The following is a 21197-nucleotide window of genomic DNA, read 5'->3' on the forward strand; positions in this document are numbered from 1 at the left end:
GCGTTTCATAGTCCATCCTTTCTTGGGACGGATTACTAGCACCTCAGTGGCCTGATTTCAGGGGGCTGGGTCAGTCCCTTCCGCTCCTACTCTTTTCTTGAAATCCAAAACCTTCTTGTACTGCTCAAGGTCAAGAGAAGATGGATCGACTTTTGAAGTTGAAAAGTAGAACTGAATTTTTAACTCTTGTTGCTCCTTCCAGATAGCTAGTGCATCGTTGTACTCTTCCTCCGTACCGGATGATGCTACACCCGTATCAGAGCCAAAATAGAACCCCATTAAACCTAGATATATTTCGTACTCGCCTATCTGTTTTGTGATCACCTCTTGCGATCGGCCTGAAATACCCGATGAAGTATGCGTTTCCCAGAAAATCGGATCCAAATAGAATCCAAGCAAGTTGCCTGTATCGACGTTGATCTCTTCACAAACTCGTTTTACAAGGGCGCGTTCTTCTTTCAAATCGCCGGGCGACGAAACAAAAACCCGGATACCTAAAACACTCTTTACCATTCCTCAACCAATTACCCCCATAAACTCCCGCCATTCCCCCTTGGACATGCCGGAATTCTCCTGCGTTACCTCTTCACCTTTCAACATTCTCTGAATACACGCAAGAGCTGTAGCGCTTAATGTTGCACCACCCATACGGTAGTCCTCGAACGCCTTATACGCCGCAGGCACCCAATCCTTGACCATTTCGCAAATCGCATCTGCATAAACGCGGATTTCGTATTGCGCGTGGGCGTCCGCGCGCAGGCGGAGGAAGTGGAAGAGGTTGTGCAGGTCCACTTTCCAATACCATTGGGTGTAGATATTGGCGGGCAGGTTCATGCGCGCCAGCTCTCGCGCGAGGCCCTGTTGGCCGTCCTGGGAAATCATCTCTTCGTAATGGTCATAGGACCGCATGGCGTCGTCGCGCAGGTAGTTGAGGACGCGTTGGGCTTCTTCGCCTGTCAGCGCTTCGCCCCGGCCCTGGTTGTTGACCACCGATTGGGCGGCAAGCGCGTCGGGTTCGGGGATGTAGAATTCGCGATCGAGGATCGAGTAGCGGGCGGAGTATTCGTTCACGTTGGCCGTGCGGTGGCGGATCCACTGCCGGGCGACGAAGACGGGCAGTTTGACGTGCAGCTTGATCTCGCACATCTCGAACGGGGTCGAGTGCCAGTGGCGCATGAGGTAGCGGATCAGCCCTTCGTCGTTCTGGACGGATTTGGTGCCCTTGCCATAGCTGACGCGCGCGGCCTGGCAGATGGCGCTGTCGTCGCCCATGTAGTCGATGACGCGGACAAAGCCGTGGTCGAGCACGGGTTGGGCTTTGTAGAGATGCGCTTCCATGCCGGGGACGGTGGCACGCAGCGTGGGCTGCGTGTGGCTGCGCAGCTCTTCGATTTCGGCAAGCTGTTCGGGGCTGAGCGGCATGGGGCGCGTCCTTTATCCACAGAATCTATCAGGCCTACACCTTATATTGTGGATTGGCTGATGAGAACCGCTAGATCGGGGTCGTTTTTTGGCAACGGTTCACGGGCGGTGCGAATCAGTACGATCACGAAACCGTTGACTTTGGGGGGGTTACGGCGCTTTCTTGCCACAAAAGAGGCAGTACATAGACCGCAAAGGTTTTCAGGCATGAAACGGATAGTAGCAGTGTGCGCACTGACCGCGCTGGTCGCGGCGTGTGGCAATGGCCCTCGCACGGATGAAGACGAGACGGATGCTGGCGGAACGCCGACGGATCCCGGCGACTCTACAATTACAGTTCCAGCAACAATTGCGAACGATCTTTCGGGTTTTACTTTCGTTCCGGATCCGTCTGATCCGAGTGGCGGTACGTTGACCGTGGAGGGTGTGTTTCTTGACGACGACCTTCCCGCGTCCACTTACCAACGTCGACCCGGCCTTGATGTTCCGGGATACGTTGCTTTCACGGCGCAGGATGACGCAATTGACCAACACACTATAGCGTTGGTGCAATCGCTCAACGGCACGCGAGCCGGGGTCATTGTAACCGGCGGTCAGTTCGGGACCTACAATGGCGGCGCTGCCTTTGCACGGAACGGGGATTTCGACAGACCGCCTCTAACCGAAGAAACTGGACAGGTCAGCTATGCTGGCACCTATGTCGGCGTCACAAACCTTGAAGGCGACGATACCGATCTGTTGCCATTTCCGGCAGATCGCGATCCCAGCACCCGACCGGGTCAGGCGGCCGTCGTGACAGGCGAGGTCTTTCTGAACGTCGACTTTTCCGACAATGCTGTAAATGGTGTAATCTTCAACCGTGTACTCGACTTGAATGACGACGATGTGTTCGACGTGATGGCGCCTGGCGAGACAACGTCGGACGTGGGCAACCTGCAATTAGACCCCTCGACCATCGACGAAAACGGAGCGTTTGATGGTAACATTATCGCCGAAGGTGACACCAGCCGTAGCGACATCGGGGACTATGCCGGAATTTTCGGCGGCGTGGACAGCGAAGCGGTTGCCGGTGCAATCTTTGTCGCAGACCACTTGCTAGACGGCACAAGTGCCGAGGAAGAATATGGCGTCTTCGTCCTTGGACGCTGCGGTGGTCCCTTAGAGAGTGCAGCGATCTGCGCCGACGTGGATGGTTAGGTCGTTCAAGCGTAGAACGTTGCCAAGCGCCAAAGAAGCCAATTCCCCCGCGTCGGGCACTTGCGCCAAGCAGAAATGGCGCACTCTTTTGATTGCGTGTCTCACATGGCATCTGAACTCTCCGCCTTCCGGTGCAGCCGCCGACACCCAGCCGACTGAGCAGGAGCAACCTTCGTTACAACTGTCATTGGACCATGCACGCGCTCTAGCCCACCAAGCGCTGGAGCGCGGGCGTCCAACCATTGCCATCAAGATTGCACGTGGCCTGCTGCAAGCAAATCCAAACGATACCAGTGCGCACTTTATACTCGCCTCTGCCATGGCCAGATCAGGTGACATTGCGGCGGCTCGAAAGTCGGCGGCACGCGCCTATCGCATTAGCGACAATCGGGTTGATCGAGTCGCAGCGGCACAATTTGCGGCCCGCGCATCCCTCGTTGAAAACCGGCCGACCCTTACGCAACTTTGGTTGAGGCGGGCTGCCGTTCACGCGAAAGATGAGGCAAGCCTGACGCGTATCGCGGCAGACTACAAACGTGTCCGTCAGATCAACCCCTTTTCCTTTCGGGCTAACATAGGCTTCCGTCCATCCGACAATGTAAACAACGGCGCTGACGGTGCTTTGCAAGTAATTGACGGCGTCCCCGCGGTTGGACTTCTGTCTGGAAGTGCCCAGGCTCTGGCGGGCAACATTGGAACACTCAGCGTCGACTTGAACTATAAACTGCGACGCACGGCCCAATCGGAACTAAGCCTCGGCTCCCAAATCTACGTGCGCCGTGTATGGTTGTCGTCGAGTGCCCAACGGCAGGCGCCAGACTTGGAAAACGAGGACCTAGGTAGCACATATTTCGATACTTCATTGACCCACAAATTTGCACTGGGTGCCGAGGGCAATTCCGCCTCAATTGGTTTTGGCATCGGGCGGGCGTGGTCAGGAGGTGAAGAACGGTTCGATTTTCTGGCTTTGCGAGGATCCCGCTCAGTGCGTCTTGGCACACACACGCGGCTGAACCTGACCGCTGCAGTCGAAGATCGTACATCGGCACGCCACACAATACTCGATGAAACGCTCTACAAGCTTGGTACATCCTTGCACCACAAACGGAGCAACGGGGACTCAATCGGCCTTTCCTTGAGCCTTATTGATACAGAGTCCGACTTCAGTAACATCGATTCAGTTTCTCAAACAATTCGCGCGAGCTACGGCTTTGCAAAGGCACTGGGACCGGCCAGCATATCGACATCATTGACAATCGCGAACTCAGATTTCGATGATTACCGGGTGGGTTTCATCGCTGTACCCGATGGCCGTCAAGATGAATCGATCTATGGCGACGTGACCTTTTTCTTTGCGGATTGGCACTATGCAGGTTTTGCGCCGTCCGTCAGACTGCGCGCCGGTCGGCGCGACAGCAATGTCAGTCGTTTCCAGAGCCGGGAATTTTCGGTGGATTTCCAGATCCGTTCATCCTTCTGACATCAGACTCTCAGCGATCGTGCGTCTCGACACTACAAATACGCGTGCTACGGTTTGCGCATAGCTAACAAACGGAGGCCACCGGCATGGCACTGACCTATCTGCACACAATGGTTCGCGTAAAGGACCTGGACGCATCGATGGCATTCTACAAACTGTTGGGCCTTGAGGAGACGCGGCGGCATGACAGCGAAGGCGGACGGTTCTCGCTGATCTTTATGGCTCCGCCCGATCAGCCGGACTGCCCGATTGAGCTGACCTATAACTGGGATGGGGATGATGCGCTGCCGGATGACAGTCGCCACTTCGGGCACCTCGCCTACCGCGTGGATAACATCTACGAGATGTGCCAGCACCTGATGGACAATGGTGTGACGATCAACCGGCCGCCCCGCGACGGACACATGGCCTTTGTACGCTCACCCGACATTGTGTCGGTCGAGCTGTTGCAAGCCGGTGACGCCCTGCCCCCGGCCGAACCGTGGGCGAGCATGGAAAACACGGGCCATTGGTAAGGACTGCGGCCTGCCTGGTCGCTTGCGTCGCCGCCTCTCCCGCAGCGGCATGTCGGCTGGCCTTGCTTTTGGCTCTTGATGTTTCGTCGTCCGTTGACGCGACCGAGGATCAATTGCAGCGGGGCGGTCTGGTGGCCGCCCTGACAGCGCCCGAAGTGCGCGCCGCTTTCTTTGCCAATGAGGCGCCCGTCGCGCTGGCCGTCTATGAGTGGTCGGGTCGATACAACCAGGAGGTTGTGCTGGATTGGACGCTGATCAACAGCCCCGCAGCATTGCTGGACGCCGCCGAGACTGTGGCGGCAAGCACGCGGTCGCACAACGAGTTCCCGACCGCGATGGGGTATGCATTGGGGTTCGGGGCCGAGATGTTGGGCCGTGCGCCGTCATGTCTTTATCGGACGATCGATATGGCTGGCGATGGGCAAAACAACGAAGGGTTTGGCCCGCGACTTGCTTATCGTGAGTTTGCCTTTGATGATGTCACGGTGAACGGTTTGGTTGTGAATGCAGCCGAGTTTACATCGGAGACCATGTTGATCGATTTCTACAAGCGCGAGGTGCTGCGCGGTCCCGGCGCCTTTCTGGAGGTGGCGCAGGGGTTTGAAGACTATGAGCGCGCGATGCGTCGCAAGTTGGAGCGGGAGTTGACCCCGCCTGTCATTGGCGCGCTGGACCAGCGCCATCGCGGCGGATGAGCCGCGCGGCGCTGATCGGGGCGGCGTTGCTGGCCATGGTGAGTGCAGCGGCTGACGCGGCTTGCCGACAGGCGTTGGCCCTGGGACTGGATGTATCGGGGTCCGTCGATGTTCGTGAATACCGCCTGCAGATGGACGGGCTGGCCGCCGCGCTGGACAATGGCAAGGTACGACAGGCCTTGTTGCAGACGCCATCCGCACCGGTGCACCTGCTGGTTTATGAATGGAGCGGGCCGGAAGACCCCGCCGTAATCTTGCCCTGGACAGCCATAGAGAGTGCGGCCGTGCTGAATGGCGTGATTGGGCAGTTGCGGGCGACTGAGCGGCGTCAGGCCAGCCCTGGCACCGCGCTGGGTCTGGCCATGCGTGAAGGCGCTGCACATCTGGCGCAACGCCCGGACTGTTGGAAGCGCACTCTGGACCTGTCCGGGGATGGCAAGTCGAACCTGGGCATCCGCCCGGTCGACGTGAAAGCTGAGCTTCAGGACACGGGGATTACAATCAACGCGTTGGTGATCGGGACCGATGCACCCAACATGGGTGATCTGCAACAAACCGAGATGTCCGGGCTTTCAGCGTATTTCCAGAACAATGTCATCGTTGGGTCAGACAGTTTCGTGGAAACGGCGCTGGGTTTTGAGGACTATGCTGCCGCCATGGCCCGGAAGCTGGAACGCGAGTTGGAAACACTGATCTTGGGGAGTGCTCCGACGTCGTCGTCAATCGGCGTCCCAAGCGCTGGTGATCAGTAGATATAGCGTATCTGGTCTGTCCAATAGCGTTCCATGCGCTTGAGCGAGGCGGTGATGTCAATGATCCCTTCAGGGCCCAATACGCCTTTGGATTGCAAGCCATCTGCGTGGCGCAGGAACAGCTCATTCACGACATCGCGGATCTTGCGCCCTTTTTCCGTCAGGCGAACTCGGACCGAACGGCGATCGATTTCGCAGCGTTGATGGTGCATGTAGCCCATTTCGACCAGCTTCTTGAGGTTGTAGCTGACATTCGAGCCCTGGTAGTAGCCGCGGCTTTTCAGCTCTCCGGCCGTCACCTCATTGTCGCCGATGTTGAACAGCAACAGCGCTTGAACTGCATTGATTTCCAGCACGCCCACGCGCTCAAATTCATCCTTGATCACGTCAAGCAACAAGCGGTGCAGCCGTTCGACCAGTGACAAGGCCTCAAGGTAACCGACCATGAAACTGGCGTTGGCGGTTGTTTTATCGGCCATGCCTGGGACCTGGCCGATAGGGTCCTGAATGCTCATCCGTTTTCTCCGACATGATCTGCTCTGGCCAGAAGATGCGGCTGATTCGGAAATATTCAGTTAAATGCGCGGGGGACCTTATTTTTCTGGCTGAAACGTGCGCGAGACCGCCCCGATCAGATCGGCAATATGTGCTGGCGGCGCCTCTTGCCCCGTGACCCATCGATAGAGGTCCTGATCGTTTTCGTTGAGGAGGGCATCATATACGTCCAACTCTGCATCCGTCATGGTAGACAGATGTCGGTCGGCATAGGTCGACAGGATCAAATCCATTTCCTTGATCCCGCGGCGCATGGATCGCATGTGCAGCCGCTTCAACCGATGTTCGCGCGGCTCGTCAGACATCTGTCGGGGTCTGCATCGCGATGCGCAGCTTTTTCTCAAGCCGACCCAGCTGTTCGGCGCGCGCCAGCATGTCCGAGCGCATATCACGCACCTCGGTCAGCAGATCACGCATATCCGGGGTCAGCGGCTCTTCGACCACGGGCGCGTCAAGCCCCTCGCCCTCTCCGTTGATCAACCACATCATCGACACGTTCAGCAGCCCGGCCATCATCGACAGCCGGTTGGCGCGCGGTTCGCTCAGATCGTCTTCCCACCCGCGCAATGTCGCCAGGCGCACGCCCAAGCGCTTCGCAAGCTGCTTTTGAGTCATACCGGCCTGTTCGCGCGCACCTGCCACACGATCGCCGAATGTTGCCGCTTCCGCGCTGTACCAGTCCTGCAGATCGTCCATAGGGTCGTTCTCCTTCTCTGTGCTAGCGCTTGATCGCGCACGGCGCGCCGCCTATGAGGGTCTCGATAACGCTCTAACGCCCCGAGGCCAACATGACATTCCTTTCCGCGACACTCGACCGCGTCAAACCGTCTCCGACTGTCGCCCTGACGGGGCACGTGGCGGCATTGAAGGCGCAGGGCAAGGACATCATCGGCCTTGGCGCGGGCGAGCCCGACTTTGATACACCGCAGAACATCAAGGATGCCGCCGTGGTGGCCATTGCCCTTGGTAAAACGAAGTATACCCCGGTCGATGGAATTCCAGAGCTGAAGCAGGCAATCGTGGAAAAATTCAAGCGGGACAATGGCTTGGACTACACACCGGCCCAAGTCACCGTGGGCACGGGCGGCAAGCAGATCCTGTACAACGCGCTGATGGCGACGCTGAACGAAGGCGATGAGGTGGTGATCCCTGCCCCCTATTGGGTCAGTTACCCCGACATGGTGCTGCTGGCGGGTGGGACACCCGTCATCGCCGAGGCATCGTTGCAGACCGGTTTCAAGCTGACCGCCGATCAGCTGGAATCCGCCATCACCGACAAGACCAAGTGGCTGATCTTCAACTCTCCGTCGAACCCGACCGGCGCGGGCTATACCCGCGCAGAGTTGAAAGAGATCACCGATGTGCTGATGCGCCACCCGCATGTCTACGTGATGTCGGATGATATGTACGAGCATCTTGTCTATGACGATTTCGAGTTCACGACCCCGGCCCAGATCGAGCCGCGCCTCTATGACCGCACGCTGACCGTCAACGGTGTCAGCAAGGCCTATGCCATGACCGGCTGGCGCATCGGCTATGCTGCGGGCCCCGAGGACCTGATCAAGGCGATGCGCAAGGTGCAGTCGCAATCGACCTCGAACCCCTGTTCGATCAGCCAGTTTGCCGCCCTGGAGGCGCTGAACGGCACGCAGGAGTTCATCGCCCCCAACAACGAAATCTTCAAGCGCCGTCGGGATCTGGTGGTCGAGATGCTGAACGCTGCCGAAGGCATTGCCTGCCCGGTGCCGGACGGGGCATTCTATGTCTATCCGTCCATTGCGGGATACATCGGCAAGACATCGGCGGGGGGCGTGAACATCGTCGATGACGAAGCGTTTTCCACGGCGTTGCTGGAAGAGACCGGCGTTGCCGTCGTCTTTGGTGCCGCCTTTGGGCTATCTCCGAACTTTCGCGTCAGCTACGCTACGTCCGACGAGGCCCTAAAAGAGGCTTGCACCCGCATCCAGACCTTTTGTGCGGGGCTGACATAACGAGGGATGGGGAATGGGCGCGGAGCTTCCTGACTATTATTTCCGTGTACGCGAGAACGGCGCTGCCGTGTTTCGCGTCGATACCGAGAACCGGCAGCGCCGGATCGAGATGGACCAGATCGCGGTCGTCAACATTCGGAACGGCGAGATCAAGCCGCATGGGGACCGAACGTTGTCCGCTGATGATCTGGCCCGGATCGAAGCATGGATGGAGGAGCGGGCCGAGATCCTGGCCCGGCGAGACATTGACGACATTCACCGTGCCGTGGACTACCTGAACCTGACAACCCAATGGGCGCAAAGCCGGGCAACCGAAGATCAGCTCGAAGACGTCACGGACGCGCTGTTGCTGGCCATGCACGACTTGCGGTCTGTATTGGTCAGAAAAAAGGCTGACAGGCTGCTGAGCGGCTCCGGCAAGGACTGAATCCATCCGCACCCGTCTGGTTTCGGCAAAACCAGACCGAAGTTATGTGCATTCTGGTGCCCGTTTTTACCGTTTCTTGCTGATGTGACAGCGATGTTATGTACGTCGTTTCACGGAGGTACACACTGTGGAAGACCGAATTGCATAAGACATGCAACAGGGACATCACCATGCCAGCGACGCAGCAAGCCAACAGCCTTGAGACCATTGCCGAGATCGTCGAGACCGAACCCGGTCTGATCGCCAACGTTTATCCCGAAGACATTGCGGGCGGCGCTGCAGCCGCCCGGCAAATGAACGATGTGATCGAGACAGCGATCAATGCCACAGGCGTAAATGACGACGGTCAATTGTCGCCCGGAGACATGTACACCCTGTCTGCCTATATCCGCGCCAATGCCACGCTCTATGCCACGTTTTTGGAAGGGCATGGGGATGACGAGGGAGATATCGAAACCGGGTTTCACCTTGTGCAAGGCAATGGGGGTGCTCTCATCTTCCAGGGACGCGATTTCATCGACACCGTTGCGGACGCAATCTATCACGTGGGCTTTGCCATCGTGGATGGCCGTTTCGAGAACGAAGATGGCGATGCCAACGAGACGGTCGAAGATATCGCCGGGAGGATGAATTACTACGTCAACGGCCAGAACCGTGTTTACGGGACGGACGATGGCGAGACCTTGAATTCCGGGCATTACAGCTTTGCTCTGGCCGAAGCGCATCACGAGATCTTCGAAGCAGGAGACGGGGATGATCGCATATGGGCCGGCATCGGCAATGATTGGGTCTATGGCGGCTCGGGCGATGATCGCTCCGGCGGCGATGAAGGCAATGACCGCCTGTTCGGAGAGGCGGGCAACGATCATCTCAACGGCGAGGAAGGCAATGACACGCTGAACGGTGGCACCGGTGACGACACGCTGGTGGGTGACGTGGGCGCAGATCGCCTGTTCGGGGGGCTGGGTGCGGACAAGCTTTATGCCGAGGAAGGCAATGACCGGCTTTGGGGCGGCGGCGATGGTGACACGCTGGGCGGCGGCGAAGGGCAGGACACCATCTGGGGAGAGAAAGGCGACGACCGGATCTGGGGCGATGAAGGCAACGACACGATCTTTGCCGGACAGGGTGAGGATTCGGCAGATGGTGGTGAGGGGGACGACCTTATCCGGCTCAACCAGGGTGACGACTACGCCTATGGCGACTTGGGCGCAGACACGATTGACGGTGGCATAGGCAATGACGAGGTCTATGGCGGCGAAGGTGCGGACAGCCTGTCCGGTCGCGCCGGTGACGACTCGCTGTCCGGACAGGATGGCGCAGACCGCCTGCGTGGCGGCAATGGCAATGACACGCTGCGTGGCGGTGACGGCAATGACACGCTGTCTGACTCGCAGGGAAATGACAGTTTGCGCGGGGACGACGGCGCCGATCTGATACTTGCCGGGGCCGGCAATGATGATGTCCATGGCGGCGATGGACGCGATACGCTCTGGGCCGGTGCGGGTGCCGATACCGTGCTTGGCGGCGATGGTGAAGACCGGGTGTCCGGTGGGCGCGGAGCCGACGAGATCAATGACTGGGAAGAGATCGAAGCACGCGATGTGTTTGTCTTCCGGCCTGGTGACAGTGGTCTGACGGCACAGAGCATGGATGTCATCCTTGGTTTCACATCCATCATCGACAAGATCGACCTGACCGGATTTGGCGGGCTGACCTTTGTCGAGGGGGATGCTTTCTCGGGCAATGGGGCCGAAGTGCTGTTTGATGGCGACTTCGTCCAGATCGACAGCGATGGCGATGGCGATGCGGATGAGATGATTGAACTGCGCCATGTCAACGCGGTCGAGGCGGAGGACTTCATACTGTAAGCGCCCGCTCAATGGGCCCGCGGGCCAATAGCACGCCTGCCCCTTTCAGGGGGCGGGCACGGCGCCCACGCCTACAGCCCGACCCAACCGCGGCACCGAGACGGTCCAGAATCGCAGCATCAACGCCACCCCTGCACAGGCCAGTCCCAGAACCAGTCCAAGCCAGATACCTGGCCCACCCCAGCCCAAAACAAAGCCCAGTATGTAGGACGCAGGCATCCCCACCAACCAGTAGGACACCCCCGCAAGTACCATGGGGATTGTCGTGTCCTGCACGCCGCGCAACAGACCCAGCGCGATCACCTGTGCCCCGTCCACGAGTTGGAACAGCGCGGCAAGGGCCAAAAGCAGCACACCGATCCCAAGGATCTGATCCCGGGCTGGTTCGTTCCGATCCATGAACAGCGAAATCAGCGGTTCGGGCAATGCGATGAACAGCACAATTGTGGCAAGGGCCATCCCAAGGCTCATCACGGTCACTGTGCGGGCACCGCGCAGCATATGATCCAGATCGCCCCGACCATAGGCGTTCCCAGCCCGGATCGTCGCGACATTGCTGAGCCCGAGGTGCACCATAAAGGTGATAGACGCCAGTTGCAGGGCGATGTTGTGGGCCGCCAGCGGGATTGTACCCAGCCAGCCCATCATGAACGCCGAGGCTGCGAACAAACCGACTTCGCTCAGGTTCGTGAGGCCAATGGGCAGTCCCAGGCGGAATACTTTGCCAAGCATCTCCCAATCCGGGCGCCAAAGCCGTTTAAGCAGTTGGTGTTCCGGCAGGACGAGCAGCGCGTAGCCTATGACCCCAATCACCATAACCAGTTGGGTCACGAGCGATGCGACCGCCGCACCTGCAATCCCCCATGCCGGAGCGCCCCAATTCCCGAAAATGAACGCGTAATTTGCCAATGCATTGGTCAGTGCCGCGGCCAGGGTGATCCAAAGCACGATTTGCGTGCGCTCCAGTGCCGCCAGATAGCTCTTGAATGTCATGACCAGCAGCGCCGGAATGATCCCCCAGCCTGCAATGCGCAGATACTCGGACCCAAGTGCCGCCACCTGTTCGGTTTGCCCCAGTGCCAGCAGTACGCTTTCGGCCATGACCATGACCGGTAATGTCAGCACGGCAAAGCCCATGCTGAGCCACAACCCCATGCGCGTGGCGCGGCGCAGGTTGGTTTCATCCCGCTCGGCATGGAACGACGCAACCATGGGCATGACTGCCCAGGCAAAACCCGACCCCATGAGGAACAACACGAAGAACAGGCTGCTCGCGACCCCTTGGGCAGCAAGTTCCTCGACCCCATACCAGCCCAACATGACCGTATCAGTCACGCCGATTGCAATCTGACCAAGGTGCCCACCGATCAGCGGCAGGCCGAGAACGAGGATTGCACGCGCGTGCGCGCCATATGACATCTGTTGGGTGGACATATCCCACCCTTACGCCTGCTTTTTGTGCAAGAAAAGCCCCAGCGTCACACGGGTGACGGGATGCCGCCCTTGCCCGCTAGAGCAGCGGCCAAACGAGCGTTGTCGCAACAAGTGCGATCAATGCACCGGCCATGATCTCTATCACCGCCATTGCGCGCAGGCTGCCCGCGCCGGACCACCCCGCAAAGGCCGATTGCCGCGCGCTCACGGCCACAAGGGCCACAAGCACCGTCACGCTTGCCGTGCCAAGCCCCATTACAAAAGCCCCGGCGACGCCGGCCCACGGGATGCCCAGTCCGAAACAAAGGATCAACAGGAACACGGCACCGGTGCAGGGGCGTATCGCGATGGACCCAATGATCGCCACGGCATCCTGCAACGAAGAAACCGAAGCCGCCTGATCAACGCTGGGTGCATGTGCATGCCCACAACTGCTGCAATGCCCGTGTTCGTCGATCACATGCACCGCCATACTGCGCGTCCGGCGCACCCCTCGCGCCATCAGCCATAGCCCAACGAGAGCAATGGCAATGTAATTGGCCGGGGCCAGCACCTTTTCTGCGGCGTCCGTCAGTTCAGTGCGTCCCCACCCCAGAACCCAGGCCCCCAGCGTCACCAGCAAGACCGCTGCCAGCGCCTGAGCCAGGGAAGAGGCCACGGCCAGACCAGACAAGCGCCACGCCGTCACGCGCGCTGCCGCACCGTAGCCCCCGATTACCAGCTTGCCATGTCCCGGCCCGGCGGCATGAAAAAATCCATAGGCGGCACAAACCCCCATAAGGGCAAACCACGCACCCGGCTCCCCTGCCCGCACGGCCCGCAGACCACCGGCAAGTGCGGTCTGAGCCTCGCGTTGTTGGGCAGCAGCCCATTGTCCGATATCGGTTACGCCGCCAAAACCAAAGAGCCAGAGCAGTGCCAGACCGAAGGCCAGAAGGACGCCAATCCTTAGCCCGCGCATGACAGGCTGACAGTGTCGGCGAAGGCCTCTCCCACTTCGGGGTAAGCGGCTTCGGCCTGAGCGGCGGGTGTGGCGTACAACATCTCTTCGACCAGCGTGTACGCAGCATCGAGGTCGGCAGGCTGGATCGCGGCTGTGCACGGGCCATCTACCGCCACCGGGCCGATCAGATCATACGCCGTATAGAATGTCGGGTCATAGGCTTTCAGTACAACCCCTGCCGCCGGCCCCCCCGCAGGTCGAAAATGCGCTGATGTAATCCGCCCCTCTTCAACCGAGACGCCCCGCCCATCGGGTTTTCCAAGAGCAACCGGCGTACCATCACGAGTGGCGTAGCTGTCGCCCTCAAACCCTTCGATCCACTGCAGGTCAAATCCATCAAGCCGGGCCAACTCCGCGTCGGTCAGGTCGCCGTCACCATCCGGGTCCAGGCCAAGGTCGGCCATCAGAAGAAGGGAATAAAACTCATCATATGTCCAATGCACTTCAACACCCTTGAACGCGCCATCGTCACCAACAACGACAATCATCTTGGTGTCCACGAACACATGCGGATGAGCGAACGCCGTCTGAGCACACAAGACCAGCGCCACAGCGGCGCCAAGAGGACGAAAAAAGGACATGCCCCAGATTTAGGCAAGAGGCGCCAAAGCCTCAACCCCGATTAGTGCATTGCGCGATACCCTGCCCGGATAGAAACGCGACCTGACACGGATCATCACTTGCGCCTGCGAATTGCTCTGGCACATTGGGTCAATAAGTGGTTGACATGTTACCATAGGTTGAATCTTGCCAAAGGATGCCCTGATGAATGTTTCATGTACGACCGGGCTGGCCCTCGCCGCGACGTTGACCGCCGCGGGCACATGGGCGAACCCGATTGACCAGATCCGCCCCGACGCGCCCGCATTGGCGCGATACGGGACTTTTCCAATTGGTGTGCAAACGCTTGAAGTTACAATTCCCGACAGCATCGATGTGCTTAACGTGAAGGGAAAGGACATACCCAGCTATGACCGCCCGCTGACACTGGAAGTCTGGTATCCGGCGGCTGAGGGGACCGAAGCAGGTGGCACTTACACAGCCATCCTGCGCGACGGCACGACCGAGGTATCGCTGACGGGTCGCGCGGCGCGCGATGCCGCACCGGCCAGTGGCGCGCGTTTTCCCCTGGTGATCATCAGCCACGGATACCCCGGCAACCGGTATCTCATGAGCCATCTGGGCGAAAACCTTGCTTCCAAGGGCTATGTGACCGTGTCGATCGATCACACCGACAGCACCTATTCCGATCAAGCCGCCTTTGGTTCGACCTTGTACAACCGTCCTTTGGACCAGGCCTTTGTTCTGGATCACGTGGCGGGTTTGCAAGGACCGCTGGGTGACATCATTGATGCGGACCAAACCGGTGTTATTGGCTATTCCATGGGCGGCTATGGCGCACTGATCTTTGGCGGTGCAGGCGTCACACAGGCCTCAACCGAGTTCAGTTGGGGTGCGCCGAATGATCTGCTCGAGGCACATCTGGCCATGTCCGACAGTCACGAGGCCCTGATGGATGACCGCGTCAAAGCAGTCATCGCAATAGGCCCTTGGGGCAACAATGCGGGATTCTGGGATGCAAGCGGGGTAGCTGGCTTGCGCGTGCCCACGATGTTCATGGCAGGCGGGGATGACGATGTTTCGGTCTATGACGCCATGCGTGAGCTGTTTACCGGCGCGGTGGGCACGGATCGACACTTGCTGACGTTTGATTATGCCAATCACAACGCCGCAGCCCCGATCCCAGCCCCCAAGGAAAGCTGGGAGCCTGTTGAGGGTCTCGATTTCCTTCCCTTCGAGCACTATGCCGATGCGGTGTGGGACACGACGCGGATGAACAACATCGCCCAGCACTTCGCCACTGCGTTCTTTGATTTACATCTCAAGGATGACGCGGCCAAGGCCGAGTATCTGGAGCTTGTGCCGGATTCCCGCAACGGGTTGGTTGACCTTGATGATGCAGGCAACCCGACCGAGGATCATACCTATTGGCAAGGATTTGCACCGCGCACGGCCAAGGGTTTGCGGTTCGAAACACTGCCGAAGGGTCAGTGATGGACGTCGCCACCCGCGCATTGGGCGGGCATGCATTCACGGTTCGGACGTGGGGGGACCCCAAGCACCCCATGATCCTGATGCTGCACGGTTTTCCCGAGTATGGTGGCGCATGGGACGAGATCGCCACGCGCCTGTCCGATCGCTATTATTGCGTCGCCCCCGACCAGCGCGGGTACGGTGCGAGCTATGCGCCCGATGAGGTTGGCGAATATGCGACGTCGAAACTGGTTGGGGACATGGTGCACCTTATCGCCGATCAAGGCCCCGTGATTGTTATGGGCCATGATTGGGGCGCTTCTGTCGCCTATGGTCTGGCCATGTTCCGACCCGATTTGGTGTCGCATCTGATCATTGCCAACGGCGTGCACCCGGTCCCCTTTCAGCGCGAGATGGCGGCGGGTGGAGCACAATCCGAGGCATCCCAGTACATCAACTTCCTGCGCAGCGAGGGGTCCGAAGATACGCTTGCCGCAGATGATTTCGGCAAGCTTCTCAAGCTGTTCTCGGCCAAGATGGACATGAGCTGGCTCGCCGGTGACAGGTTGGACGCCTACAAGGCCGCGTGGCGGCAATCGGGGCTGCGCGGCATGATCAACTGGTACCGCGCCTCGCCCCTGATCGTGGCGGACCCCGGCGTGCCCGTAGAAATGCCCGACCTGCCCCTGGATCGGCTGAAGGTACATTGTCCGCATCTGCTGGTCTGGGCCGACGGCGACACGGCGCTGTTGCCGGTGTCGACGGAAGGTCTGGAAGACTTCGCACCGTCGCTGACCCGCGCGCATATTTCCGGTGCAGACCATTGGGTACTGCACCAACAACCCGACTCTGTCGCGGATATCGTCTCCAACTGGCTCGGCTGATCTCTTCCCAAGTGGCTTTGATCGCGTCATAGTTGTCGCATTTCAAAGCGCGGAGATATTTTCATGAGCCATAGTTACGATATCAAGCTGGCCGCGCAGATGGCCGAAGCGTCCTACAAAGGCAGAAGCAATGCTTCATTGGCAACAGCCTGGCGGGACGGTCTGGACGAAAACGATGTTCAGGCGATCTTCCTCAAGGGAGACATCCTGCTGATCCCCGGATCGAATTCTGTGATGGATTACCTCAAGTACAACCTGCGGGTTCTGAACATCGGCGGCAAACGGTACCGGCTGGCGGATGATGACACGGAACGGGGCGCGTCCGGCACCGTGTGGCACCAGGGGTTTCTGGCCCATGCCAAAGGGATCTTTGACTGGCTGCAAAAGAAGAACCACCGCCCGAAATACATCATCGGTCATTCGCTTGGGGCGGCTGCGACGCAAATCCTTGTGCGTACCTATGGCGTGCCCGGTATCGGGTTCGCCGCCCCGCGCCCGCGCCGCAGCGCCGGCGCCATCAGGCATTCGAACCTGTGCCTGTGCATCAACCGCGACGATGACGCCGTGTGCGATCTGCCGGGGTCGTTTCACCATATGGGGCACGTGCACAAGGCCCGCGCCCGCCGGTCCGTCTTTGGCCCGGACCACAGTATGAAGCACTACCGCAAGGTTATCGACGAACAGCAGACGTCGGGACATCTACGGGCACACTGGCCGGGTTGATACGCTCTTCCCCCGTCTGACCGGCTCTGGCATAGTGCGTTCCAACCAACAAAGAGCAGCAACCATGTCCGATCTTCTTGCCGGGGCCAGTGGGCCTTCTGACTACGATGCCTCCTCTATCCAGGTATTGGAGGATATGGAGCACGTGCGCCTGCGCCCGGGCATGTATATCGGGGGCAAGGACGACCGCGCACTGCACCACATGGTGGCCGAGATCATCGACAACTCCATGGACGAGGCGGTCGCCGGGCACGCCACGTGGATCGAGGTGGAGCTGCACGAGAACGGCCATGTGTCGGTGCGCGACAACGGACGTGGCATTCCGACCGATCCGCATCCCAAGGACCCGTCCAAAAGCGCGTTGGAGATCATCTTTTGCACGCTGAACGCGGGCGGCAAATTCTCGGGCGACAGTTACGAGACTTCGGGTGGTCTGCATGGGGTTGGATCCTCCGTCGTCAACGCCCTGTCCGACCATTTGCGCGTTGAAGTGGCGCGCAATCGCGAGCTGTTTGCCATGGAGTTTTCCAGGGGCACCCCACAAGCGCCATTGGCAAAAATCGGTGCCGCCCCCAACCGGCGCGGCACGTCCGTTACCTTCCATCCCGATCCGGAAATCTTTGGGTCGCTGAAACTGAAACCCGCCCGCCTGTTCAAGATGGCGCGGTCCAAAGCCTACCTGTTCTCGGGCGTGGAAATCCGCTGGAAGTCGGCCATCGCCGATGGCGACACGCCACAAGAGGCGACATTCCACTTTCCCGGCGGTCTGTCGGACTATTTGACCGAAGCGTTGGGTGGGGCCACCACCTATTCCGACGCCCCGTTTGCCGGATCGGTGTCCTTCGAGAAGTTCAAGGTGCCGGGCAAGGTCGAATGGGCGATAAATTGGACGCCCAGCCGCGATGGGTTCATCCAAAGCTACTGTAACACCGTGCCCACGCCCGAGGGCGGCACGCACGAAGCCGGGTTCTGGGCTGCGATCCTGAAAGGGATCAAGGCCTATGGCGAGCTGGTGAACAACAAGAAAGCCAGCACAATCACGCGCGAGGACCTGATCACAGGCGCTGGCGCACTGGTGTCCTGCTTTATCCGCGAGCCTGAGTTCGTGGGCCAGACCAAGGACCGCCTTGCCACGGTCGAGGCACAGCGGATGGTCGAAAACTCGGTCCGCGACCACTTTGACAACTGGCTGGCGGCCGACACGAAATCCGCCGGCGCCATCCTTGATTTTCTGGTCCTGCGCGCCGAGGAACGGCTGCGCAGGAGGGCCGAGAAAGAAACACAACGCAAATCCGCCACTAAGAAACTTCGGCTTCCCGGCAAATTGGTGGACTGCTCTTCATCAACACGCGATGGCACGGAATTATTCATTGTTGAGGGCGACAGCGCGGGTGGGTCGGCCAAGATGGCGCGCGACCGCAAGACCCAGGCCCTTCTGCCCCTGCGCGGCAAGATCCTGAACGTACTGGGCGCGGCCTCGTCCAAGCTGGGCTCGAATGCCGAGATTTCGGACCTGACGCAGGCGCTTGGTGTGAGCCTTGGGGCCAAGTTCAACATCGATGATCTGCGGTACGACAAGGTCATCATCATGACCGACGCGGATGTCGATGGCGCGCATATCGCGGCGCTGCTGATGACGTTCTTTTATACCCAGATGCGGCCCATGATCGATGCGGGGCACCTGTACCTGGCTTGCCCGCCCCTGTTCCGTCTGACCCAAGGCGCCAAGCGGGTCTATTGCCTGGACGAGGTCGAGAAGACCACGCTGATGGAGAGCGGTTTGGGCGGCAAGGGCAAGATCGACGTGTCCCGCTTCAAAGGGCTGGGCGAGATGGACGCGAAGGACTTGAAGGACACCACCATGAACCCTGCGACACGGAAACTGATCCGTGTGAGCATTGACGAGGATGAGCCGGGTGAGACCGGGGACCTTGTGGAGCGCCTGATGGGCAAGAAGCCAGAGATGCGGTTTCAGTATATTCAGGAGAACGCGCGGTTTGTGGAGGAGTTGGATGTTTGATTGATGATTGATGATTGATGATTGATGATTGATGATTGATGATTGATGATTGATGATTGATGATTGATGATTGATGATTGTAAAATAGCGCAACAATGATATTTTCTCGAAAACTGCGAGAAAAAAATTGCTTTCTAATCCATTTGGCAGACTAGTCGACATACTGAAGAGTAAACGCTGCAACTACCCAAAGATATCAACCTACGTATCTTGTGTACTTCTTTCATTCCTTTGGACATTCAGCTGGATAACTGTTTTCTTCCTTTCAACATGGTTGTTCGACTTAACAACTCAAGCTGCAGATTTCGTTGTGATTTTCTGGTTGAGTATAGCTGCGGAATCCATAATCAGGTGGGCTGAAAACACAAATTTTATCGCTTCTTTATCAAAGCCGTTTGATGATAGCCCAAGAGGCGACAACCAAGACTTCAGGCTAAAAAATGCTTCTAGTTTATTGATTTTAGTACTTTGTTTAATGTTTTTCCTTAATGCGTACCTTGAGCGTTATGGCGTTCGTGCATCTGGATTGCAGTTTATGGGCCAAAATGGAGACCATTCACCCGCAGCGTTTGAAAAAATGGTGCAAGGTTGGCTTGAGGTAGCCGCTAACTCCAATGTGTATTTTCCAATGTTGTTCGGCACGCTACTTCGTGCTAAAATATACAAGAGGTCTCATAGTGCGCTTGAGGATTTGGGAGGAGACGCAAGTGATTGAGTTCTTGGATAGCATATCTGCAATTATTTTCCTGGTAATGGCAGGTGTACTAGTCTTTCTTACGGCGCTTTACGCGTTGGACTTGGCATGGAACGCTATCCGTGCATCGCTCGATGATAAACACGGTTGGTCTTACTACTTCAGTGATGAAGGCCCTGAGAACTAACTACAAGCTAGATTTTTTATTCGAGAGATGAGCGGTAACTTTTTACCGCGTAAAAGTAGGCTCGCTTCTGCAACGACATGGGCCAAGGCTCGAAAGCCGCGCGGGGAACCTGTATCAGAGGACCGCGCCCTCTACCAACCTTATTGCCATGCAACACGCTGCCGGATGGGGCGGCGGCCTTTGGCCTTGAGACCGCCCTTGTAAGTGGAATGGACGCTGACCCTCTCGGGCGACGCGCCCGCTGCGCGGGCGCTGGGAAAAAGCGGAGGCTTTCGCCTCCGCTGCTACTCGATACGCGAAGCGGGGTGCGTCGCCACCCGCTTCGTCCTCGATATGCCCCAGATCAGGTTAACGAGCGCTTACCCAAGCAAGGCACTTTCTGGGCGTTGTAACGGCGACGGAGGGCCGACTTGTTAAAAGGGGGAACCAAAGGGACCCTCCGCCGCGCTGATCCACCCCCGGGACGTCCAGATCACCGGGGGCAGGAACGTCTCAGACCGTGGCGCCGACGATGACCCACAGGCTCATCATGGCAGCAAAGCCAAACACGGTCGGAATGATAACCTTTTCCATCACTACTCTCCTTTCCAGGCAGGCCGGGAACACGTGAGTGGTGGCCTGCGGTGCAATCCGCGGAGAGGATCCCCGCGATGATAGGAAAGAGGTGGGCGTAGAGGCTTGACACAAAAACCCCCTGCCCCATCACCTCTGATCACGGAGATGCGACGACCAACGTTATCAAGACGACGCAGGCCCTTGGATGTGGCAGGTGTGTTTGCGACGCCTAATCGGAATACATCGGCCTTACGTCACGACCTTTGGTGCAGGGTCGCGATGTAGGCAGAGGTCGAAAATAGGTGGCCATCATCATGAGGGCCACCGATACATTCGAACTGTCAGCTTAGAATTTACAGCGCTTCTTCTTGGCAAGGGCCACAAGCACGTCATTGCGCTTGTTGGCAGCTTCCAACGCCTGTTTGGCGTTCTGATAGTTGCCAATCACTGCAGGCCAAAACAGGATCGCTGCGGCCACATTTTCACCCGATGCACGTTATCCCTTGGAGGCTTCTTCCCGAATTTGTTCCAACTGAACCAACTGTACCTTGATCTCTTCACAGGTGAGGTCACCGTCTTCGACTGATCGGGTCTGCACAACCTCTGGCGAGACGCAGGCTGACAAAAGGAGGGCAGTGGCGGCGATACACCCCGTGACACGCAATGACTTCATCGAAATGGTCTTTCTTGTTCTTCGCATGCGCGCGACGCGCGCTTTCAACTGGGGCGACGTATCAAGCGACGCTACTCGGCGTCAA

23 protein-coding genes are annotated in these 21197 nt (G+C 58.5%); 13 read left to right on the top strand and 10 right to left on the bottom strand.

What is annotated here, in order from left to right:
• Positions 1–57: 57 nt before the first annotated feature.
• Positions 58–513: a DUF4062 domain-containing protein gene (locus tag Q1A75_RS12250; RefSeq protein ID WP_299553868.1), complete on the bottom strand. Its 456-nt coding sequence runs from the start codon at positions 511–513 to the stop codon at positions 58–60.
• Positions 514–516: 3 nt separating this feature from the next.
• A complete protein-coding gene (gene thyX, locus Q1A75_RS12255; protein ID WP_299553871.1) occupies positions 517–1422 on the bottom strand; it encodes an FAD-dependent thymidylate synthase in 906 nt (301 codons plus the stop codon).
• Positions 1423–1629: 207 nt separating this feature from the next.
• Between thyX and Q1A75_RS12260 the strand changes: the two genes are divergently transcribed.
• From Q1A75_RS12260 to Q1A75_RS12280, 5 genes are all read left to right on the top strand, one after another.
• On the top strand, positions 1630–2619 hold the full coding sequence (locus Q1A75_RS12260; protein ID WP_299553874.1) for a thymidylate synthase: 990 nt from the start codon (positions 1630–1632) through the stop codon (positions 2617–2619).
• Positions 2620–3088: 469 nt separating this feature from the next.
• The gene (locus tag Q1A75_RS12265; protein ID WP_299553877.1) at positions 3089–4099 is read left to right on the top strand and encodes a surface lipoprotein assembly modifier; all 1011 of its coding nucleotides are present in this window, start codon (positions 3089–3091) and stop codon (positions 4097–4099) included.
• Positions 4100–4185: 86 nt separating this feature from the next.
• Positions 4186–4614 carry a VOC family protein gene (locus Q1A75_RS12270; RefSeq protein WP_299553879.1) on the top strand — a complete coding sequence of 143 codons (429 nt, stop codon included), beginning with the start codon at positions 4186–4188 and terminating at the stop codon, positions 4612–4614.
• Positions 4608–5309 (top strand): DUF1194 domain-containing protein, encoded by a 702-nt coding sequence (locus tag Q1A75_RS12275; protein ID WP_299554092.1) that lies wholly within the window; start codon positions 4608–4610, stop codon positions 5307–5309. Before Q1A75_RS12270 ends, Q1A75_RS12275 begins: the two co-directional genes overlap by 7 nt.
• A complete protein-coding gene (locus Q1A75_RS12280) occupies positions 5306–6061 on the top strand; it encodes a DUF1194 domain-containing protein (protein ID WP_299553882.1) in 756 nt (251 codons plus the stop codon). The genes Q1A75_RS12275 and Q1A75_RS12280 overlap by 4 nt, the downstream gene beginning before the upstream one ends.
• Here the strand turns inward: Q1A75_RS12280 and Q1A75_RS12285 are convergent.
• From Q1A75_RS12285 to Q1A75_RS12295, 3 genes are all read right to left on the bottom strand, one after another.
• Entirely contained in the window at positions 6055–6540 is a 486-nt protein-coding gene (locus tag Q1A75_RS12285; RefSeq protein ID WP_299553885.1) for a winged helix DNA-binding protein, read from the bottom strand. The genes Q1A75_RS12280 and Q1A75_RS12285 overlap by 7 nt on opposite strands.
• A gap of 114 nt (positions 6541–6654) precedes the next feature.
• Entirely contained in the window at positions 6655–6921 is a 267-nt protein-coding gene (locus tag Q1A75_RS12290; RefSeq protein ID WP_299553888.1) for a succinate dehydrogenase assembly factor 2, read from the bottom strand.
• Positions 6914–7312, bottom strand: a complete 399-nt coding sequence (locus tag Q1A75_RS12295) for a helix-turn-helix domain-containing protein (protein WP_299553891.1) — start codon at positions 7310–7312, stop codon at positions 6914–6916. The genes Q1A75_RS12290 and Q1A75_RS12295 overlap by 8 nt, the downstream gene beginning before the upstream one ends.
• 92 nt (positions 7313–7404) lie before the next feature.
• Here Q1A75_RS12295 and Q1A75_RS12300 point away from each other — a divergent pair, with 92 nt between their 5' ends.
• The 3 genes from Q1A75_RS12300 (at position 7405) to Q1A75_RS12310 (ending at position 10905) form a co-directional block, all read left to right on the top strand.
• On the top strand, positions 7405–8607 hold the full coding sequence (locus Q1A75_RS12300) for a pyridoxal phosphate-dependent aminotransferase (protein WP_299553894.1): 1203 nt from the start codon (positions 7405–7407) through the stop codon (positions 8605–8607).
• 13 nt (positions 8608–8620) lie between these two features.
• A complete protein-coding gene (locus Q1A75_RS12305; protein ID WP_299553897.1) occupies positions 8621–9034 on the top strand; it encodes a hypothetical protein in 414 nt (137 codons plus the stop codon).
• 170 nt (positions 9035–9204) lie between these two features.
• Positions 9205–10905 (top strand): calcium-binding protein, encoded by a 1701-nt coding sequence (locus Q1A75_RS12310; RefSeq protein ID WP_299553900.1) that lies wholly within the window; start codon positions 9205–9207, stop codon positions 10903–10905.
• A gap of 45 nt (positions 10906–10950) precedes the next feature.
• On the opposite strand, the gene Q1A75_RS12315 is transcribed toward Q1A75_RS12310, so the two are convergent.
• From Q1A75_RS12315 to Q1A75_RS12325, 3 genes are all read right to left on the bottom strand, one after another.
• A complete protein-coding gene (locus Q1A75_RS12315) occupies positions 10951–12339 on the bottom strand; it encodes an MATE family efflux transporter (RefSeq protein ID WP_299553903.1) in 1389 nt (462 codons plus the stop codon).
• A 76-nt stretch (positions 12340–12415) separates the two neighbouring features.
• The gene (locus Q1A75_RS12320) at positions 12416–13300 is read right to left on the bottom strand and encodes a hypothetical protein (RefSeq protein WP_299553906.1); all 885 of its coding nucleotides are present in this window, start codon (positions 13298–13300) and stop codon (positions 12416–12418) included.
• Positions 13288–13923, bottom strand: coding sequence for a DUF1007 family protein (locus Q1A75_RS12325; protein ID WP_299553909.1), 636 nt, complete (start codon positions 13921–13923; stop codon positions 13288–13290). Before Q1A75_RS12325 ends, Q1A75_RS12320 begins: the two co-directional genes overlap by 13 nt.
• Before the next feature lie 184 nt (positions 13924–14107).
• Between Q1A75_RS12325 and Q1A75_RS12330 the strand changes: the two genes are divergently transcribed.
• The 5 genes from Q1A75_RS12330 to Q1A75_RS12350 all read left to right on the top strand — a co-directional run bounded on the left by Q1A75_RS12330 (position 14108) and on the right by Q1A75_RS12350 (position 19718).
• Positions 14108–15397, top strand: coding sequence for an alpha/beta fold hydrolase (locus Q1A75_RS12330; RefSeq protein ID WP_299553912.1), 1290 nt, complete (start codon positions 14108–14110; stop codon positions 15395–15397).
• Positions 15397–16260 carry an alpha/beta hydrolase gene (locus Q1A75_RS12335; protein WP_299553914.1) on the top strand — a complete coding sequence of 288 codons (864 nt, stop codon included), beginning with the start codon at positions 15397–15399 and terminating at the stop codon, positions 16258–16260. The genes Q1A75_RS12330 and Q1A75_RS12335 overlap by 1 nt, the downstream gene beginning before the upstream one ends.
• A gap of 63 nt (positions 16261–16323) precedes the next feature.
• Entirely contained in the window at positions 16324–16983 is a 660-nt protein-coding gene (locus Q1A75_RS12340) for a hypothetical protein (RefSeq protein ID WP_299553917.1), read from the top strand.
• Positions 16984–17047: 64 nt separating this feature from the next.
• A complete protein-coding gene (locus Q1A75_RS12345; RefSeq protein ID WP_299553920.1) occupies positions 17048–19003 on the top strand; it encodes a DNA topoisomerase IV subunit B in 1956 nt (651 codons plus the stop codon).
• Positions 19004–19277: 274 nt separating this feature from the next.
• Positions 19278–19718, top strand: a complete 441-nt coding sequence (locus tag Q1A75_RS12350; RefSeq protein WP_299553923.1) for a hypothetical protein — start codon at positions 19278–19280, stop codon at positions 19716–19718.
• A gap of 1067 nt (positions 19719–20785) precedes the next feature.
• Here the strand turns inward: Q1A75_RS12350 and Q1A75_RS12355 are convergent.
• On the bottom strand, positions 20786–20917 hold the full coding sequence (locus tag Q1A75_RS12355) for a hypothetical protein (protein WP_299553926.1): 132 nt from the start codon (positions 20915–20917) through the stop codon (positions 20786–20788).
• Between the two features lie 18 nt (positions 20918–20935).
• The gene (locus Q1A75_RS12360; RefSeq protein ID WP_299553928.1) at positions 20936–21139 is read right to left on the bottom strand and encodes a hypothetical protein; all 204 of its coding nucleotides are present in this window, start codon (positions 21137–21139) and stop codon (positions 20936–20938) included.
• Positions 21140–21197 lie beyond the last annotated feature (58 nt).

It is taken from the genome of uncultured Tateyamaria sp. (genome assembly GCF_947504105.1).
In the GTDB taxonomy this organism is placed as follows: Bacteria; Pseudomonadota; Alphaproteobacteria; order Rhodobacterales; family Rhodobacteraceae; genus Tateyamaria.

Coding starts and splice junctions, on each gene's coding strand:
- Q1A75_RS12340 (WP_299553917.1), top strand. CDS start 16,324: ATGAGCCATAGTTACGATATCAAGCTGGCCGCGCAGATGGCCGAAGCG.
- Q1A75_RS12295 (WP_299553891.1), bottom strand. CDS start 7,312: ATGGACGATCTGCAGGACTGGTACAGCGCGGAAGCGGCAACATTCGGC.
- Q1A75_RS12260 (WP_299553874.1), top strand. CDS start 1,630: ATGAAACGGATAGTAGCAGTGTGCGCACTGACCGCGCTGGTCGCGGCG.
- Q1A75_RS12280 (WP_299553882.1), top strand. CDS start 5,306: ATGAGCCGCGCGGCGCTGATCGGGGCGGCGTTGCTGGCCATGGTGAGT.
- Q1A75_RS12310 (WP_299553900.1), top strand. CDS start 9,205: ATGCCAGCGACGCAGCAAGCCAACAGCCTTGAGACCATTGCCGAGATC.
- Q1A75_RS12270 (WP_299553879.1), top strand. CDS start 4,186: ATGGCACTGACCTATCTGCACACAATGGTTCGCGTAAAGGACCTGGAC.
- Q1A75_RS12285 (WP_299553885.1), bottom strand. CDS start 6,540: ATGGCCGATAAAACAACCGCCAACGCCAGTTTCATGGTCGGTTACCTT.
- Q1A75_RS12360 (WP_299553928.1), bottom strand. CDS start 21,139: ATGCGAAGAACAAGAAAGACCATTTCGATGAAGTCATTGCGTGTCACG.
- Q1A75_RS12315 (WP_299553903.1), bottom strand. CDS start 12,339: ATGTCCACCCAACAGATGTCATATGGCGCGCACGCGCGTGCAATCCTC.
- Q1A75_RS12325 (WP_299553909.1), bottom strand. CDS start 13,923: ATGTCCTTTTTTCGTCCTCTTGGCGCCGCTGTGGCGCTGGTCTTGTGT.
- Q1A75_RS12250 (WP_299553868.1), bottom strand. CDS start 513: ATGGTAAAGAGTGTTTTAGGTATCCGGGTTTTTGTTTCGTCGCCCGGC.
- Q1A75_RS12290 (WP_299553888.1), bottom strand. CDS start 6,921: ATGTCTGACGAGCCGCGCGAACATCGGTTGAAGCGGCTGCACATGCGA.
- Q1A75_RS12320 (WP_299553906.1), bottom strand. CDS start 13,300: ATGCGCGGGCTAAGGATTGGCGTCCTTCTGGCCTTCGGTCTGGCACTG.
- Q1A75_RS12330 (WP_299553912.1), top strand. CDS start 14,108: ATGAATGTTTCATGTACGACCGGGCTGGCCCTCGCCGCGACGTTGACC.
- Q1A75_RS12305 (WP_299553897.1), top strand. CDS start 8,621: ATGGGCGCGGAGCTTCCTGACTATTATTTCCGTGTACGCGAGAACGGC.
- thyX (WP_299553871.1), bottom strand. CDS start 1,422: ATGCCGCTCAGCCCCGAACAGCTTGCCGAAATCGAAGAGCTGCGCAGC.
- Q1A75_RS12300 (WP_299553894.1), top strand. CDS start 7,405: ATGACATTCCTTTCCGCGACACTCGACCGCGTCAAACCGTCTCCGACT.
- Q1A75_RS12335 (WP_299553914.1), top strand. CDS start 15,397: ATGGACGTCGCCACCCGCGCATTGGGCGGGCATGCATTCACGGTTCGG.
- Q1A75_RS12345 (WP_299553920.1), top strand. CDS start 17,048: ATGTCCGATCTTCTTGCCGGGGCCAGTGGGCCTTCTGACTACGATGCC.